The sequence below is a fragment of the Yoonia vestfoldensis SKA53 genome (assembly GCF_000152785.1).
In the GTDB taxonomy this organism is placed as follows: Bacteria; Pseudomonadota; Alphaproteobacteria; order Rhodobacterales; family Rhodobacteraceae; genus Yoonia; species Yoonia vestfoldensis_A.
Genome location: NZ_CH672414.1, coordinates 2128550 through 2145720, shown reverse-complemented (window position 1 = coordinate 2145720; position 17171 = coordinate 2128550). Strand labels below are relative to the sequence as shown.

Sequence of the window (17171 nt, the reverse complement as noted above, 5' to 3'; positions counted from 1 at the left end):
GCCCGCCCTGTGGTCTTAGTGACCGGTTGCCGCGCCCGCGCCTTTTGGCACGCGGATCGATTCAACCAGGTCCTGGACCTCGCGCGGTGGCGCCTTGGTCAGGCCCGACACGATATAGGCGGTCCCGAAGTTCAGCATCGCGCCAACAGTCCCGAAGGACGCAGGCGAAATGCCGAACAGCCAGTTGTCAGGCGTGTTGGCCAGCATCGCCGTGCCAGGGATGAAGAACCAGCCCAGGAACAGGAAGATGTAGATCGCAGTTGCGATCAAACCGACCAACATCCCTGCGATTGCGCCTTCCTTGTTCACGCGCTTGGAGAAGATCCCCATCATGAGCACAGGGAAGATCGTCGCCGCAGCCAGACCAAAGGCCAGCGCCACCACCTGGGCAGCAAAGCCCGGAGGGTTGAGGCCCAGCCATGTCGCCAGCAGGATCGCAAAGCCCATCGAAATCCGCGCGGCCAGCAATTCGCCTTTTTCGCTGATGTTCGGGTTGATCGAGCCTTTGATCAGGTCATGCGAGATTGCCGACGAAATCGCCAGCAACAGACCTGCTGCTGTTGACAGCGCTGCCGCCAGACCGCCTGCCGCCACCAGTGCGATCACCCAGCCCGGAAGCTTTGCAATCTCTGGGTTCGCCAGAACCATCATATCGTTGTCGATCTTTGTCAGCTCGTTACCGGTCCAGCCACGTTCGGCTGCGATCGCTTGCATGCCTGCGTTGTTTTCGTTGTAATACTGGATGAACCCGTCACCGTTCTTGTCTTCAAAGTTTAACAGGCCGGTGTTTTTCCACGTGTTGATCCAGGCAAGCTCCGGATTGGTATTGATCTGCTCCAGCGAGAGAGCTTCACCATCCAGCGCGTTGCCTTCCACGGCGTTTGGCCAGAATGTGGTCGAGATGTTCAAGCGCGCCATCGACCCCACGGCTGGTGCCACGGTGTAAAGCAGTGCGATGAAAACCAGCGCCCAGCCCGCAGACCAACGTGCGTCAGAAACCTTTGGCACGGTGAAGAAGCGGATGATGACATGTGGCAGACCGGCGGTGCCGATCATCAGCGACATCGTGAAGAACACCATGTTCAGCGTCGATGTCGTATGCGACGTGTATTGCGTGAACCCCAGTTCGGTCACGACCTGGTCAAGTTTCGCGAGGAATGCAACGTCGCCGCCTGTGGGTGCGTAGCCCCCCAGCAGCCCCAATTGTGGCAAGAAGTTTCCGGTGATCTGCAAAGAGATGAAGATCGCAGGAATGGTATAAGCCACGATCAGAACGCAATATTGCGCGACCTGCGTGTAGGTGATGCCCTTCATCCCGCCGAACACCGCATAGGCGAAAACGATCGCCGCACCGATGTAAAGGCCGGTATCTGTCGACACTTCGAGGAAGCGGGCAAAGGTGACGCCGACGCCGCGCATTTGCCCGATCACGTATGTCACCGAGATGACGATCAGACAGATAACGGCAACGACCCGTGCCCCGTTGGAATAGAACCGGTCACCGACGAATTCCGGCACAGTGAATTTGCCGAACTTGCGCAGGTAAGGTGCCAGCAGCAGAGCCAAAAGCACATATCCACCGGTCCAGCCCATCAGGAAGGACGATTGGGTATAGCCGCCAGCAGGTGCCAGCGCGATGATGCCTGCCATTGAAATGAACGACGCCGCCGACATCCAGTCTGCCGCCGTCGCCATGCCGTTCATCACGGGCGGAACGCCCTGACCGGCTGCATAGAATTCTGCGGTCGAACCCGCACGGGCCCAAATCGCGATGCCGATGTAAAGCGCAAAAGTCGCGCCAACCACCAGCAGGTTGAGTGTATACTGATCCATTGGTTTTTCCTGTCCCTGAAACTTATTCTTCGACGCCGTGTTCAGCGTCGAGCTTGTTCATCCGCCAAGCATAGAAAAAGATCAGCCCGAGGAATGTCAGGATCGAGCCTTGCTGCGCGAACCAGAATCCCAGATCAGCACCGCCGACCGAGATACCCATCAGCGCTGGCCGCAAAATGATGCCAAAGCCGAATGATACACTTGCCCAGATGGTAAGACTGATCAGAATGATCCGCACGTTCGCGGCCCAGTAGGCGTTGTTGTTTTGTGGTTCTTCTGCCATTTTTGGCATCCTCTCTTGTTGCACTTAACTGAAGGCGCGCCGATTTTTGCGCCCTCTTCCCCTCCCTGCTACACGACCGCTTGTTTGACGATCGTGCCCAACTCTTCGGCGATCTGCCCGATTGCGCCCATGGCGTTAATCCGTTGCAGAGTGCCTTTGTTCTCATAATAGGTGATCAGCGGCGCGGTCTGGGCGTGATAGGCCGCCAGCCGCTGGCCAACCGTTGCCGTATTGTCATCGGGGCGGCGCTGCATGTCGGTGCCGCTGCATTTGTCGCAAACACCCGCAACGGCCGGCGTCTTGAAGCTGTCGTGATACCCTTCGCCGCAGCCGCCGCAGGTATAACGCCCGGCAATACGCGTCACCATTTCGGTATCATCCACGTCAAGAGAGATGGCCGCATTGATCCGCTGTCCGCTTTGGGCAAGCAATGTATCGAGCGCTTCAGCCTGCACCGTGGTGCGCGGAAACCCGTCCAGTATTACGCCTTTTTGAGTGTCGGCCGCCGCCAGCCTGTCCTTGAGGATCGCCAGTACGATATCGTCGCTCACCAGACCGCCTGCCGCCATCACCGATCTCGCGGCAAGACCAGCCTCGGTCCCTGCGGCGACGGCTGCACGCAACAGATCGCCGGTGGACAATTGCACGAGGCCGAAACGATCCTGCAACATCCGCGCCTGTGTACCCTTGCCCGCACCTGGAGGCCCCAAAAGGATCAGGACGGCGGGCCGGGTTATGGTTTCTGCACCGCTCATACCTTGTTCATCCGGTGTTCGATCAGATGATCGACCACGGACGGATCAGCAAGGGTCGAGATATCGCCCAAAGTGGTATGATCGTTTTCCGCTATCTTACGTAGGATGCGGCGCATGATCTTGCCCGATCGCGTTTTCGGCAGGCCGGGCGCCCATTGGATCAGATCGGGGCTGGCGATTGGCCCAATTTCGGATCGGACCCATTTCACCAGGTCCTTGCGCAGATCCTCTGACGGTTCGACCCCGTTCATCAACGTGACATAGGCATAGATGCCCTGACCCTTGATCGCGTGGGGATAGCCGACGACAGCAGCCTCGGCGACATCTGCATGCGCGACAAGCGCGCTTTCGACTTCGGCGGTGCCCATGCGGTGCCCGGATACGTTGATCACATCATCAACGCGACCGGTGATCCAGTAATACCCGTCTTCATCGCGGCGGCACCCGTCACCGGTGAAATAGTAATTTTTGTAGTCGGAAAAGTATGTCTTTTCGAACCGTTCATGATCGCCGTAAACGGTGCGCATCTGGCCGGGCCAGCTGTCCTTGATACACAGCACACCTTCGGCAGCAGTCGTGGTGATTTCGACACCTGTCTGCGGGTCAAGAATGACAGGCAGCACGCCAAAGAACGGCAGCGTGGCCGATCCGGGTTTGGTCGCAATTGCACCGGGTAGCGGCGTCAGCAGGTGGCCACCGGTTTCGGTCTGCCACCAGGTATCGACGATGGGGCATTTGCCCTTGCCGATAACATCGTTGTACCAGTTCCATGCCTCGGGGTTGATAGGTTCACCCACGGTACCTAGCACCTTGATGCTGGACAGATCATATTTTTCCACGGGTCCGTTACCATGCGCCATCAGCGCGCGCAGCGCGGTGGGGGCGGTGTAAAACTGGTTGACCTTGTGTTTCTGGCAGACTTCCCAGAACCGGCCTGCATCGGGATAGGTTGGCACGCCTTCGAACATGATCGTGGTCGCGCCATTGGCCAGCGGGCCATAGACGATATAGCTGTGGCCCGTCACCCAACCCACATCGGCGGTACACCAAAAGATGTCGCCGTCATGATAATCAAACGTATATTGATGCGTCATCGCGGCATAGGCAAGATAGCCGCCAGATGAATGCACGACCCCCTTGGGCTGCCCGGTGGACCCTGAAGTGTACAGAATGAACAGCGGGTCTTCGGCGCCCATCTCGGCGGGGGCGCAGTAATCATCGGCCTCCATCGCCATTTCGTTATAGTCGAAATCGCGTCCGTCCGCCCAGCTGGTCTGCCCGCCGGTGCGACGCACGACGAGGCATTTCACACTGTCCTTGCAATGCAGCAGGGCCGCATCTGTGTTCGATTTCAGCGGTGTGGACCGGCCGCCGCGCGGTGCGTGATCAGCCGTGATCACGACCTTGGCGTCGCAGCCATTGATGCGCGTACCCAAAGCATCGGGCGAGAAGCCGGCAAAAACGATCGAATGGACCGCGCCGATCCGCGCGCAGGCCAGCATGGCATAGGCAGCCTCGGGGATCATCGGCAGATAAATCACCACGCGGTCGCCGCGGCGCACGCCCATGGTTTCCAGAATGTTGGCCATCCGGCAGGTGCGGCGGTGCAGCTCTTTATAGGTGATGTGCTGTGCGGCGTCCTTTGGATCATCGGGCTCCCAGATGATTGCGGTCTGGTCGCCACGGGTTTCCAGATGCCGGTCGATGCAATTGGCGCTGACGTTCAACGTGCCATCTTCGAACCATTTGATGTCGATTTTGCCGGGAGCAAAGCTGGTACTTTTCACTTTGGTGAAAGGCTTGATCCAGTCGATTCTCTTGCCATGCTCGGCCCAGAAACGCTCTGGGTCTTGGATCGACGCGTTATACATCGCCTGATATTGGTCTGCGGTGACATGGGCCTTGGCGGCAAATGCCGCAGAAGGCGCAAACCGATCGTCGGCGCTGGGTGCGTGTGTCATGGAACCTCCGTTTATCATCCCGGCTTTTTAGCCGATGGCGCGGTTCACCAAGGTGAACGCGTGCCATCTCCTCCGCCGTCAGGTTAGCATATTGGCAGAAGTTTCAAATAAGATAAGGATTTGGAGTTTTTCTGTTGTAAATAAATTTGCAACCAATTGACCTCATTGTAAACCAGCAGGCGCGCGCACCGCTTGGATTCCCCTTTGGCCCATTGTAATGGTAGCGCAATCATAGCAGGAATTCATCATGACCTTCATACCCGCAACATGGCCACGCAAATTAAGGTCGCAGGAATGGTTCGGCGGCTCGTCAAAAGACGCGATCTACCACCGGTCATGGATGAAAAATCAGGGTCTGCCCGCCGATCTGCTGGATGGGCGTCCTGTGATCGGCATCTGCAATACGTGGTCGGAACTGACGCCTTGTAACGCCCATCTGCGCGATCTGGCCGAGCGTGTGAAATTCGGTATCTACGAAGCCGGCGGTTTCCCGGTGGAATTCCCTGTCTTCAGCCCGTCGGAAAGCACCCTGCGCCCAACGGCGATGATGTATCGCAACCTTTGCGCCATGGATGTCGAAGAGGCGCTGCGCGGAAAATGCATCGATGGCGTCGTGTTGCTGGCAGGCTGCGATAAAACCACGCCTGCGCTGTTGATGGGCGCAGCTTCGGTCGATTTGCCCGCGATCATGGTCTCGGGCGGGCCAATGCTTAACGGCCATTTTCGCGGTGAACGGGTTGGGTCCGGCACGCATTTGTGGAAATTTTCCGAAGCGGTGCGCGCGGGTGAAATGACCGAAGAAGAATTTGTCGAGGCCGAGGCGTCGATGTCTCGTTCGCCCGGGTCCTGCAACACGATGGGTACGGCCAGCACGATGGCCAGCATGGCCGAGGCTTTGGGTATGGCCCTGTCTGGCAATGCTGCGATTCCTGCCGTTGACAGCCGCCGCCGCGTGATGGCGCATCTGACCGGACGGCGTATCGTGCAGATGGTCAAGGATGATCTCAAACCCTCCGATATCATGACCAAATCGGCGTTCGAAAATGCGATCCGCACCAATGCCGCGATTGGCGGATCGACAAATGCGGTGATCCACCTTTTGGCAATGGCAGGACGCACCAAGGACGTGACCCTGACGCTGGATGATTGGGACAGGCTGGGCCGCGACGTGCCGACGATTGTGAACCTGATGCCATCGGGCAAATACCTGATGGAGGAATTTTTCTACGCCGGGGGCCTGCCCGTCGTCATCAAACGACTGGGCGAGGCAGGGCTGCTGTACCGCGACGCGCTGACCGTGTCGGGCGGCACGATCTGGGACGAGGTCAAGGATGTACGCAACTGGAACGAGGAGGTGATCCTTCCGGTAGACAAGGCGCTGACGGCCTCGGGCGGCATCGCGGTGCTGCGCGGCAACTTGGCCCCCGGTGGCGCAGTGCTGAAACCCTCTGCGGCGACCGCAACCCTGATGCAGCATCGCGGGCGTGCTGTGGTGTTCGAGGATATCGACGATTACAAGGCGCGCATCAACGATGATGATCTCGATATCGACGAAACCTGCGTCATGGTTCTGAAAAACTGCGGCCCGCGCGGTTATCCTGGCATGGCCGAGGTTGGCAATATGGGCCTGCCGCCCAAGATCCTGAAAAAAGGCATCACCGATATGGTGCGCATCTCGGATGCCCGCATGTCAGGCACGGCATTCGGCACCGTGGTGCTGCACACTTCGCCCGAGGCGGCGATGGGCGGCCCGCTGGCTGTCGTGCAGAACGGCGACATGATCGAATTGGATGTCGCCGGTCGCCGCCTGCATCTGGATATCACGGATGCCGAATTGCAGGCGCGTCTGGCGGCATGGTCGGCAGAGACATCAGGTGCCAACCCGCGCCCTGCCAGCGGATACGCGATGCTGTATCATGACCGCGTGATGGGGGCTGACACGGGTGCGGATTTCGATTTCCTTGTCGGACATCGCGGCAATGCCGTCGGCAAAGAGGCGCATTGATGCGCGCCATCTGCCTTGTGGGTATCGGCAAGATCGCTGTTGATCAACACATCCCCGCCATCGCCGCCAGCCCCGATTGGATGCTTGCGGCGACCGTTAGCCGCGCGGGCGCGGTGGATGGCGTGCCAGCCTATACGGATTTTGCGCGCATGCTGGCGGAACGGCCTGATATAGACACGGTCTCGCTCTGCCTGCCGCCGGTGCCGCGCTATGATTACGCCGCCGCGGCCATCGCCGCAGGCCGCCATGTGATGCTGGAAAAACCCCCCGGTGCCACCTTGGCCGAGGTGCAGGCGCTGGCGCGGATGGCGCAGGATGCAGGTGTGACGCTCTATACGACATGGCATAGTCGGATGGCCAAAGGCGTCGCCCCCGCCAAGGCGTGGCTGGCGGACAAGATAGTCACCGCCGCCCACATCACCTGGAAAGAAGATGTGCGCCGCTGGCATCCCGGTCAGGACTGGGTCTTTACGCCCGGTGGCATGGGCGTGTTCGATCCGGGCAGCAATGCGCTTTCGATCATGACAGAGATCCTGCCGCAGCCCGTGCATCTGCGCCATGCCGACCTCTATTTCCCCGCCAACCGCGACACGCCGATTGCGGCCGAATTGACATGGACAGGCAATGTCACCGGCAGCTTCGACTGGCGGCAAACCGGCCCGCAAAGCTGGGATATCGTGGTGCAGACCGACAATGGCACGCTGGCCTTGCACGACGGCGGTGCGCGGCTTGTGATTGATGGGAAAGACGTCGAATCTGGCGCCGACCGTGAATATCCCGCCCTCTATGACCGGATGGCGGAACTGGTCAAAACAGCGGCGTCAGAGGTTGATATCACCCCGATGATCCATGTCGCAGATGCGCTCACCCTGGGTAAAAGACACGTGGTCGACGCTTTCGATTTCTGACCAAACCCTTGCTTCTTCAGAGTAAAAATATCCTCGTGCGGCGCGCCCTCGACGAAGAAATCGTTGTTCACAAACTGCCAAAAATTTACCGTTTGATAAAAAATAAAACTGTGGCAGGCTGATGGTAACACGCCAGACAGGATCCAGCCATGTCCAACCCGATGACTCCCGGAATTGCAGCGGCCCGCTTGCCCGCTGAAACGCTTGCCCAGAACTTTGCCGACCTGCACGCCCCACTTGACCGGCACGAAGCCCGCGTCGCGGCGGACCGCTGCTATTTCTGCTATGACGCGCCCTGCGTGACGGCCTGCCCGACCAGCATCGACATCCCGCTGTTCATCCGCCAGATCAGCACAGGCACACCAGATGCTGCGGCGAAAACAATCTTTGATCAGAACATCCTCGGCGGCATGTGCGCCCGCGTCTGTCCGACCGAGGATCTGTGCGAACAGGCCTGCGTGCGCGAAGCCGCCGAAGGCAAACCTGTCGAAATCGGCCGCCTGCAACGCTATGCCACCGATACGCTGATGGCCAAGCAAAGCCATCCCTACTCCCGCGCGGCACCCACCGGCAAGACGGTTGCTGTCGTCGGCGCTGGCCCTGCCGGTCTCGCCTGTGCGCACCGTCTGGCGATGTACGGCCACGATGTCACCATTTTCGATGCCCAGACCAAACCCGGCGGGCTGAACGAATTCGGCATCGCCGCCTATAAATCCACCGATGATTTTGCCGCCCGCGAGGTTGATTGGCTGATGGGCATCGGCGGCATAACCCTGCAGACCGGCAAGGCGCTGGGCCGCGATCTGTCGCTGGATGCGCTGGCGGGTGATTTCGACGCGGTGTTTCTTGCTGTCGGGCTTGGCGGTGTAAACGCGCTGCAGGCGGCAGGCGAGGATAAGGATGGCGTGCGCAACGCTGTCGATTTCATTGCCGAACTCCGCCAGGCCAGCGACCTGACCAGCCTGCCCGTTGGCCGCGATGTCGTCGTCATCGGCGGTGGCATGACGGCGGTGGATGCCGCCGTGCAATCCAAACTGCTTGGCGCCCAGAACGTCACCATCGCCTATCGCCGCAGCCGCGACGCGATGAGCGCGAGTCGTTATGAGCAGGACCTTGCCGCATCTCACGGCGTGCGGCTGATGTTCAACGTCCAGCCTGTTGCGATCCACGGGAATGGGTCCGTACGCGAGGTGGAACTGGAATATACCGCCGACACCGGCGCTGGGCTGCAAGGGACAGGTGAAACCATCCGCCTGCGCGTCGACCAGCTGTTCAAGGCTATCGGCCAGACGCTGGAAACAGGCGCAGGGCTGGCGCTCGACGGGCGCAAGATCGCGGTCACCGCAGCAGGCCGCACCAGCCGCGCGGGTGTCTGGGCCGGTGGCGATTGCGCCAGCGGTGGCGACGATCTGACCGTGACCGCCGTGGCCGAAGGGCGCGATGCGGCAATGGATATACACGCGGCCCTGACCGCATGAACAAGGCGGCGTCCCGGGCCCGCCCCGGGACCTCTAACATTACCGCACGAGGTCCCGGGTCACGCCCGGGACGCGGCGGACAGCAAAGGATAAAGCCATGGCTGATCTGACAACGAATTTTCTGGGGATCAAATCCCCCAACCCGTTCTGGCTGGCCTCTGCGCCACCGACGGACAAGGAATATAACGTCCGCCGCGCCTTTGATGCAGGCTGGGGCGGTGTCGTCTGGAAAACGCTGGGGTCCGAAGGGCCGCCTGTCGTCAACGTCAACGGCCCGCGCTATGGCGCGATCTATGGGGCGGACCGGCGTCTGTTGGGGCTGAACAATATCGAGTTGATCACAGACCGGCCTTTGCAAACGAACCTTGACGAGATCAAGCGCGTCAAGGCCGACTATCCCGACCGTGCGATGATCGTGTCGATCATGGTCCCCTGCGAGGAACAGGCGTGGAAAGACATCCTGCCGCGTGTGCAGGAAACCGGTGCCGACGGGATCGAGCTGAATTTCGGCTGTCCACATGGCATGTCCGAACGCGGCATGGGGGCTGCCGTGGGGCAGGTGCCTGAATATATCGAAATGGTCACGCGCTGGTGCAAACAATATTACGACAAGCCGGTGATCGTGAAACTGACGCCCAATATTACCGACATCCGCCAGCCTGCCGCTGCTGCGATGCGCGGGGGGGCGGATGCGGTCAGCCTGATCAACACGATCAATTCGATCACATCTGTGAACCTTGACACCATGTCGCCCGAACCATCGATCGACGGCAAAGGATCGCATGGTGGCTATTGCGGGCCTGCGGTGAAACCCATCGCGCTGTCGATGGTGTCCGAAATCGCGCGCCATCCCGAAACGCGTGGTTTGGCGATCAGCGGCATTGGCGGTGTCACGACGTGGCGCGATGCAGCGGAATATATCAGCCTTGGTTGCGGCAACGTGCAGGTCTGCACCGCGGTGATGACCTATGGCTTTAAGATCGTGCAGGAAATGATCAGCGGCCTGTCCGGATGGATGGATGAAAAAGGCTATACTTCGGTCGAACAGGTGGTCGGGCGTGCCATCCCTAATGTCACCGATTGGAAATACCTGAACCTGAATTACGTCGCAAAAGCCAAGATCAATCAGGACGATTGTATCAAATGCGGCCGCTGCTATGCTGCCTGCGAAGATACCAGCCATCAGGCGATTGCGATGTCTGCCGACCGGACGTTTACCGTGATCGATGCGGAATGTGTTGCCTGTAACCTGTGTGTCGATGTCTGTCCGGTGGAAAACTGCATCACGATGGAGGCGATGCAACCTGGTCAGGTTGATCCGCGCACTGGCAAGGTTGTGCAGAAAGAATACGCCAACTGGACAACACATCCGAACAATCCCGGTGCTGTCGCGGCAGAATGATCAGGGCTGCAATATCCGGCTGATCACATGATCCAGATAGGTGGCGGCCCCGGCATAGGGGTCGCTGCCCGGCATCACCGCTTGCACCTGCACATCGAAATCAGCGTAATGTTGTGTCAGTGCCCAGATCGAAAAAATCAGATGATACGGATCGACAGGCGCGATTTTGCCTTTATCGGCCCAGCCTTTGATCACGGCGGCCTTTTCATCAACTAGCTGCTTGAGGTCAGTATGCAGGATGTTTTCGATCCGTGGCGCGCCTTGCAGGATTTCATTGGCAAACAGGCGGCTTTCTCGCGGGTAATCTTTGCTCAATGCCAGTTTTCGATGGGCATAAGCGATGATTTCCTGCACCGGATCGCCACCACTGTTCAGCGCCTTCAACGGGTCAAGCCAGTTTTCCAGCAACCGTTCCAGCAAGGCGGTATGGATCGCCTCTTTCGACGGAAAATAATACAAAAGGTTGGGTTTTGACAGCCCGGCCGCATCGGCGATCTGGTCCAGGGTTGTCCCGCGAAACCCGAATTGCGAAAAGATATCCAACCCCGCAGACATGATCGCCGCCTGATTGCGTTTTTGGATTCTGGTTGGTGGTTTGGTCATGATCACACAACGCTCAATTTTCAGGCGGGAACGCCGGTGGAGGGTCTGTCTTGCTGGCAAAATAGGCAGCTGCCAAAGGTTCGCGCAGAAAACTTGACTGGTACTATTCCTCTGTTAGCGTTGTTTTGACCATCTGGTCAAACCAAGAAAAAGGAAAGCGTGATGCCATCCCCCGGTGAGAACCTCAAGATCAACGGCGAACGCCTCTGGGACAGTTTGATGGAGATGGCCAAGATCGGCCCCGGCGTGGCGGGCGGCAACAACCGACAGACCCTGACCGATGAAGACAGCGCAGGCCGGCATCTGTTCCAGCGCTGGTGTGACGCCGCAGGCTGCACGATGGGCGTGGACGAGATGGGCAATATGTTCGCCCGCCGCGACGGCACCGACCCTGACGCGCTGCCGGTTTATGTCGGGTCGCATCTTGATACACAGCCCACGGGTGGCAGATACGACGGAGTGCTGGGGGTCTTGGGTGGGCTGGAAGTCATCCGTACGCTGAACGATCTTGATATCAAGACCAAACACCCCATCGTCGTGACCAACTGGACCAATGAGGAAGGCACACGCTATGCGCCTGCGATGCTGGCGTCGGGTGTGTTTGCTGGCAAACATGCGTTGGACTGGGCGCTCGACCGCGTGGACGCCAAAGGCAAACGGTTCGGGGACGAGCTGGAACGTATCGGCTGGAAAGGCCCGGAAAAGGTGGGCGATCGCAAGATGCATGCCTTCTTTGAACTGCATATCGAGCAGGGCCCGATTTTGGAGGCTGAAGGCAAGCAGATTGGCGTTGTCACGCATGGGCAGGGTCTGCGCTGGGTGCAATGCACGGTGACCGGCAAGGAAAGCCACACCGGATCGACGCCTATGCATATGCGCAAGAATGCTGGGCGCGGATTGGCGCTGATTACCGAACTCGTCCACGAGATCGCGATGAAACACCAGCCCAATGCGGTGGGGGCGATCGGCCATATTGATGTCTATCCCAACAGCCGCAACATCATTCCGGGCAAGGTGGTGTTTACCGTCGATATGCGGAGCCATTTGCTGGACAAGCTGAACGCGATGGTGACCGAACTGATGGAGCGCGCGCCGCAAATATGCGCCGATATCGGCGTCGAATTCGAGGCCGAGATCGTGGGCCAGTTCGACCCGCCCGCCTTTGATGAAACCTGCGTGGCCGCCGTGCGCAAGGCGGCCGAACGGCTGGGCTATAGCCACATGGATATCGTGTCGGGTGCGGGCCATGACGCCTGCTGGATCAATGATATCTATCCGACAGCGATGATCATGTGCCCTTGTGTAGACGGGTTGAGCCATAACGAGGCTGAAGAAATCACGCCGCAATGGGCCGCCGCAGGGACGGATGTGTTGTTCCATGCCGTGGTCGAAACGGCGGAGATTGTCGGGTGAGTGTCGGTGCACACCTCTGCGCCCCGGACTTGATCCGGGGCCTCTCGCCAACCTTTGCCCGAGACCCCGGATCAAGTCCGGGGTGCGATGAGCATTTACCACTTGGTCATCAGATCCAGCCAAAACTGCGACATGACCCATTTCGTCTATATCATGGCCTCTCGCCCGAATGGTGCGATCTACATCGGTCGTACCCGCGATCTGCATTCCCGCGTGCAACACCACCGCGACGGCCGATCCGTGCATACGGCGAAATACAAGATCAAGACGCTGGTCTGGTTCGAAACGCACGACGATTTCGACACCAGCCTGCGCCGCGAACGCGCGATCAAGCGGTGGCGGCGCGCATGGAAAAACCAATTGATCCACACGGCCAATCCGCATTGGCAGGACATCACCATCCATATACCTGTCTGATCCGGGCACAGGTCCCGGCTTTTGGCCGGGACGGGTGAAGACAGGGAGAGACCAATGACAACAGTCATCAAGAACGGCACCATCGTCACGGCGGATCTGACCTATAAGGCGGATGTCCTGATCGACGGAGGCAAGATCATCGAAATCGGGCAGAACCTGTCGGGCGACGAAAAGCTCGATGCCACGGGCTGCTATGTCATGCCGGGCGGGATCGACCCGCATACGCATCTGGAAATGCCCTTCATGGGCACCTATTCGGCGGATGATTTCGAATCCGGCACGCGTGCGGCCTTGTCGGGCGGTACCACGATGGTCGTCGATTTCGCGCTGCCTGCCCCCGGTCAAGGCCTGCATGATGCGCTCCAGATGTGGGACAACAAATCGGGCCGCGCGTCTTGCGACTATTCCTTCCACATGGCGGTGACATGGTGGGGCGAACAGGTTTTCAATGAAATGGAAAGCGTCGTGCGCGACCGTGGTATCAACACCTTCAAGCATTTCATGGCCTATAAAGGCGCGCTGATGGTCAATGATGACGAGATGTATGCCTCCTTCGCCCGTCTCGCATCCTTGGGTGCCATCGCGATGGTCCATGCCGAAAACGGCGATGTGGTTGCGGAACTGTCTGCCAAGCTACTGGCCGAAGGCAACACTGGGCCAGAGGCCCATGCCTATTCCCGCCCCCCGCAGGTCGAGGGCGAGGCCGCCAACCGCGCGATCATGATCGCCGACATGACCGGTGTGCCGCTTTATATCGTCCACGTGTCCTGCGAGGAGGCGCATGAGGCGATCCGGCGCGCGCGGATGCAGGGCAAACGCGTTTGGGGTGAACCGCTGATCCAGCATCTGACCTTGGACGAAAGCGCATATTTCAATCAGGACTGGGACCATGCCGCGCGGCGCGTAATGTCGCCGCCGTTTCGCAACAAGATGCATCAAGACAGCCTGTGGGCCGGTTTGCAATCGGGCAGCCTGTCGGTGGTGGCGACGGATCATTGCGCCTTTACCACGGCGCAGAAACGTTATGGCGTGGGAGATTTCACCAAGATCCCGAACGGCACGGGCGGGCTGGAGGACCGGATGCCGATGCTCTGGACGCATGGTGTGCGCACGGGGCGGCTGACGATGAACGAATTTGTTGCCGTGACATCCACCAATATCGCCAAAATCCTGAACTGCTATCCGCGCAAAGGCGCGGTGCTGGTCGGTGCCGATGCCGATCTGGTGGTCTGGGACCCTGAAAAGTCCAAGACGATCATGGCGAAATCCCAGCAATCCGCCATCGACTACAATGTTTTCGAGGGCAAGGAAGTGACGGGCTTGCCGCGCTTTACCCTGACGCGTGGCCATGTCGCGGTGCATGATGGCGAGATGCGCACGCGCGAAGGCCACGGCCAATTCGTCAAGCGCGCGCCCAATACGCCGACCAATACGGCCTTGTCCAAGTGGAAAGAACTGACCGCACCCCGCCCGGTTGAACGGACGGGCATTCCCGCGACGGGGGTTTGATGACTGCCGATACTGTAATCAGCGCGCAAGGGCTGAACCTGACGTTCCAGACCAATGATGGCCCTGTGCATGCGCTGAAAGACGTCAATCTGGATATCCGCAAAGGCGAATTCATCAGCTTTATCGGTCCGTCCGGCTGTGGCAAGACGACGTTTCTGCGTTGTATCGCAGGGTTGGAGACGCCCACGGACGGTACCTTGTCCGTCAACGGCATGACGCCTGATCAGGCGCGGCGCGCGCGGGCCTATGGCTATGTGTTTCAGGCGGCGGGGCTGTATCCGTGGCGCACTATCGGCGGCAATGTGAAACTGCCGTTGGAGATCATGGGGTTTTCTAAATCCGAACAGGCCGAGCGCGTGGCGCGTGTGCTGGCGCTGGTCGACTTGGCGGGGTTCGAGAAGAAGTTTCCTTGGCAATTGTCTGGCGGGATGCAGCAGCGCGCCAGTATCGCCCGCGCGCTGGCCTTTGATGCGGATATCCTGCTGATGGACGAACCTTTTGGCGCGCTGGATGAAATCGTGCGCGACCATCTGAACGAGCAACTTCTTGCCCTTTGGGCGCGCACAGAAAAGACCATCGGTTTCGTCACCCATTCGATCCCCGAGGCGGTCTATCTGTCCACCAAAATTGTCGTCATGTCGCCACGTCCCGGCCGGATCACCGATGTGATCGACAGCCCGCTGCCCAAGGAACGCCCGCTGGATATTCGTGACAGCAAGGAATTCATCGACATCGCGCACCGTGTGCGTGAAGGATTGCGGGCGGGGCATGTGGATGACTAGGCGCTGCCTCCGGCGGGAGTATTTTGACCAAAGCGAGGGAGGGGCGTTGTGAAATCGCTGTTTCCGATCCTCACTATTGTTGCTGCGATCCTGGTGATCTGGGTGCTGGCCGTGGTGCCGATGAACATGCATCTGACCGCCGATCAGGCGCAGCGGGATGGTCTGATGGTGATGCCCCAAACGCCTGCGGAACGGCAGGGCTATTCGGGGCTGGGGCTGAGTTTCGCCAATGCAGGTCTGATCCCGCTGACCTATACGCTGGACCGTCCGCGCCTGCCCTCGCCGCATCAGGTGGCAGGCGAGATGTGGGAGACGATTGCACTGCGCAATGTCACCTCGCGCCAGTCGCTGGTTTATCATGGCTGGGTAACATTGTCGGCGACGCTGGTGGGTTTTGCCATTGGCACCACGCTGGGCATTCTGCTGGCGGTGGGGATTGTGCATAACCGTGCCATGGATATGAGCGTGATGCCTTGGGCAATTGCCAGCCAGACCATTCCGATTCTGGCGCTGGCGCCGATGATTATCGTCATGATGGGCCAGTTTGGCATTCAAGGTCTGCTGCCCAAGGCCGTGATCAGCGCCTATCTGAGTTTCTTTCCTGTTGTCGTCGGCATGGTCAAAGGCTTGCGCAGTCCCGATGCGATGCAAATGGACTTGCTGCGTACCTATTATGCCAGTTCTTCGCAGGGATTCTGGAAGCTGCGGTTGCCCGCCTCGGTGCCGTATCTGTTCGCGTCGTTCAAGATCGGGATTTCGGCGGCGCTGGTGGGGGCGATCGTGGCCGAATTGCCTACAGGTGCGCGGGCCGGTTTTGGCGCGCGGATGCTGGTGGGGGATCAATATGGCAATCCGCTGGTGACGTGGGCGGCGCTGTTTGCCGCGGCGATCACGGCGGCGGCACTTGTCGCTATCTTCACCGCAATGGAGCGGTTGACGCTGCGCCGGATGGGGATGGCAGCGGCATGACGGGACCGGCGCTGATCTCTGTTCTGGCGGTCTGGGTGGTGGGCTGGTTCATTAATGCGCGGCTGGCAGTCAGCCGTATGTCTGATGCGCGCATCATACGCGTGCTGGTGCCGGTGATTTTCGGGCTGACCTTGCTTTTGATCTGGGAGCTTCTTGTCCGCATGACAGGTGTCAGCCCCATTGTCCTGCCGCCGCCCAGTATGATCGCAGAGCGTTTTGCGAACTCGCTGCCGATCCTTTGGGTGGATTTCGAACAGACGATCGTCAAAGGTGCGATGACCGGCTATGTCATCGGGATGATCTGCGCCTTTGCCGTAGCGGTACTCGCGGACAGGTCGGATTTCCTGACACGTGGCATCTTGCCGGTGGGTGGGTTCATGGCGGCGTTGCCCATTGTCGGGATCGCCCCGATTTTCGTAAAATGGCTGGGCAGCGATTGGGAGTCCAAGGCGGCGGTTGTTGCGGTGATGGTGTTTTTCCCGATCCTTGTGAATATCGTCGCGGGGCTGCGCGATACATCCGCGATGCAGCGCGACCTGATGCGCACCTATGGCGCGGGCTATTGGCAGACCTTATTCAAGTTGCGCCTGCCTGCGGCGATGCCGTTCATTTTCAACGGGCTGAAAATTGCGACGACTTTGGCGCTGATCGGGGCGATTGTTGCTGAATTTTTCGGCTCTCCCACGGTGGGTATGGGCTTTCGGATATCCACATCCGTTGGACGGCTTGCGCTGGATATGGTCTGGGCCGAAATTGTTGTCGCAGCGATTGCGGGCAGCACGCTTTATGGTGCTGTCGCATGGATCGAGGGGCGGGTGACTTTCTGGCACCCATCGCAACGCAAATAACAAGC

General features: G+C 59.4%; 15 protein-coding genes. 10 read left to right on the top strand and 5 right to left on the bottom strand.

What is annotated here, in order from left to right; translation table 11 throughout:
- Window positions 1-15: 15 nt before the first annotated feature.
- The 4 genes from SKA53_RS10400 to acs all read right to left on the bottom strand — a co-directional run bounded on the left by SKA53_RS10400 (window position 16) and on the right by acs (window position 4832).
- Entirely contained in the window at window positions 16-1833 is a 1818-nt protein-coding gene (locus SKA53_RS10400; RefSeq protein WP_007206093.1) for a sodium:solute symporter family protein, read from the bottom strand.
- Window positions 1834-1855: 22 nt separating this feature from the next.
- Window positions 1856-2116 (bottom strand): DUF4212 domain-containing protein, encoded by a 261-nt coding sequence (locus SKA53_RS10395; protein ID WP_007206092.1) that lies wholly within the window; start codon window positions 2114-2116, stop codon window positions 1856-1858.
- A 68-nt stretch (window positions 2117-2184) separates the two neighbouring features.
- Window positions 2185-2871 carry an adenylate kinase gene (locus tag SKA53_RS10390; protein ID WP_007206091.1) on the bottom strand — a complete coding sequence of 229 codons (687 nt, stop codon included), beginning with the start codon at window positions 2869-2871 and terminating at the stop codon, window positions 2185-2187.
- Complete coding sequence (gene acs, locus SKA53_RS10385) at window positions 2868-4832, bottom strand: acetate--CoA ligase (protein WP_007206090.1); 1965 nt, start codon at window positions 4830-4832, stop codon at window positions 2868-2870. The genes SKA53_RS10390 and acs overlap by 4 nt, the downstream gene beginning before the upstream one ends.
- Before the next feature lie 247 nt (window positions 4833-5079).
- On the opposite strand from acs, the gene araD reads away from it, so the two are divergent.
- The 4 genes from araD to preA all read left to right on the top strand — a co-directional run bounded on the left by araD (window position 5080) and on the right by preA (window position 10625).
- The gene (araD, locus tag SKA53_RS10380; RefSeq protein WP_007206089.1) at window positions 5080-6837 is read left to right on the top strand and encodes an L-arabinonate dehydratase; all 1758 of its coding nucleotides are present in this window, start codon (window positions 5080-5082) and stop codon (window positions 6835-6837) included.
- On the top strand, window positions 6837-7745 hold the full coding sequence (locus SKA53_RS10375) for a Gfo/Idh/MocA family protein (protein WP_007206088.1): 909 nt from the start codon (window positions 6837-6839) through the stop codon (window positions 7743-7745). Before araD ends, SKA53_RS10375 begins: the two co-directional genes overlap by 1 nt.
- 149 nt (window positions 7746-7894) lie before the next feature.
- Entirely contained in the window at window positions 7895-9223 is a 1329-nt protein-coding gene (locus SKA53_RS10370) for an NAD(P)-dependent oxidoreductase (protein ID WP_007206087.1), read from the top strand.
- Between the two features lie 97 nt (window positions 9224-9320).
- Window positions 9321-10625 (top strand): NAD-dependent dihydropyrimidine dehydrogenase subunit PreA, encoded by a 1305-nt coding sequence (preA, locus tag SKA53_RS10365; protein ID WP_007206086.1) that lies wholly within the window; start codon window positions 9321-9323, stop codon window positions 10623-10625.
- Here preA and SKA53_RS10360 read toward each other — a convergent pair whose 3' ends face one another.
- Complete coding sequence (locus SKA53_RS10360) at window positions 10626-11228, bottom strand: TetR family transcriptional regulator C-terminal domain-containing protein (protein ID WP_007206085.1); 603 nt, start codon at window positions 11226-11228, stop codon at window positions 10626-10628.
- A gap of 162 nt (window positions 11229-11390) precedes the next feature.
- On the opposite strand from SKA53_RS10360, the gene SKA53_RS10355 reads away from it, so the two are divergent.
- From SKA53_RS10355 to SKA53_RS10330, 6 genes are all read left to right on the top strand, one after another.
- On the top strand, window positions 11391-12641 hold the full coding sequence (locus tag SKA53_RS10355; RefSeq protein WP_007206084.1) for a Zn-dependent hydrolase: 1251 nt from the start codon (window positions 11391-11393) through the stop codon (window positions 12639-12641).
- Between the two features lie 132 nt (window positions 12642-12773).
- Window positions 12774-13058, top strand: coding sequence for a GIY-YIG nuclease family protein (locus SKA53_RS10350; protein WP_040482923.1), 285 nt, complete (start codon window positions 12774-12776; stop codon window positions 13056-13058).
- A gap of 54 nt (window positions 13059-13112) precedes the next feature.
- Window positions 13113-14567, top strand: coding sequence for a dihydropyrimidinase (hydA, locus tag SKA53_RS10345; RefSeq protein ID WP_007206082.1), 1455 nt, complete (start codon window positions 13113-13115; stop codon window positions 14565-14567).
- Window positions 14567-15349 (top strand): ABC transporter ATP-binding protein, encoded by a 783-nt coding sequence (locus SKA53_RS10340; RefSeq protein WP_007206081.1) that lies wholly within the window; start codon window positions 14567-14569, stop codon window positions 15347-15349. The genes hydA and SKA53_RS10340 overlap by 1 nt, the downstream gene beginning before the upstream one ends.
- A gap of 48 nt (window positions 15350-15397) precedes the next feature.
- A complete protein-coding gene (locus SKA53_RS10335) occupies window positions 15398-16318 on the top strand; it encodes an ABC transporter permease (protein ID WP_007206080.1) in 921 nt (306 codons plus the stop codon).
- Window positions 16315-17166 (top strand): ABC transporter permease, encoded by an 852-nt coding sequence (locus SKA53_RS10330; protein ID WP_007206079.1) that lies wholly within the window; start codon window positions 16315-16317, stop codon window positions 17164-17166. The genes SKA53_RS10335 and SKA53_RS10330 overlap by 4 nt, the downstream gene beginning before the upstream one ends.
- Window positions 17167-17171: the final 5 nt, after the last annotated feature.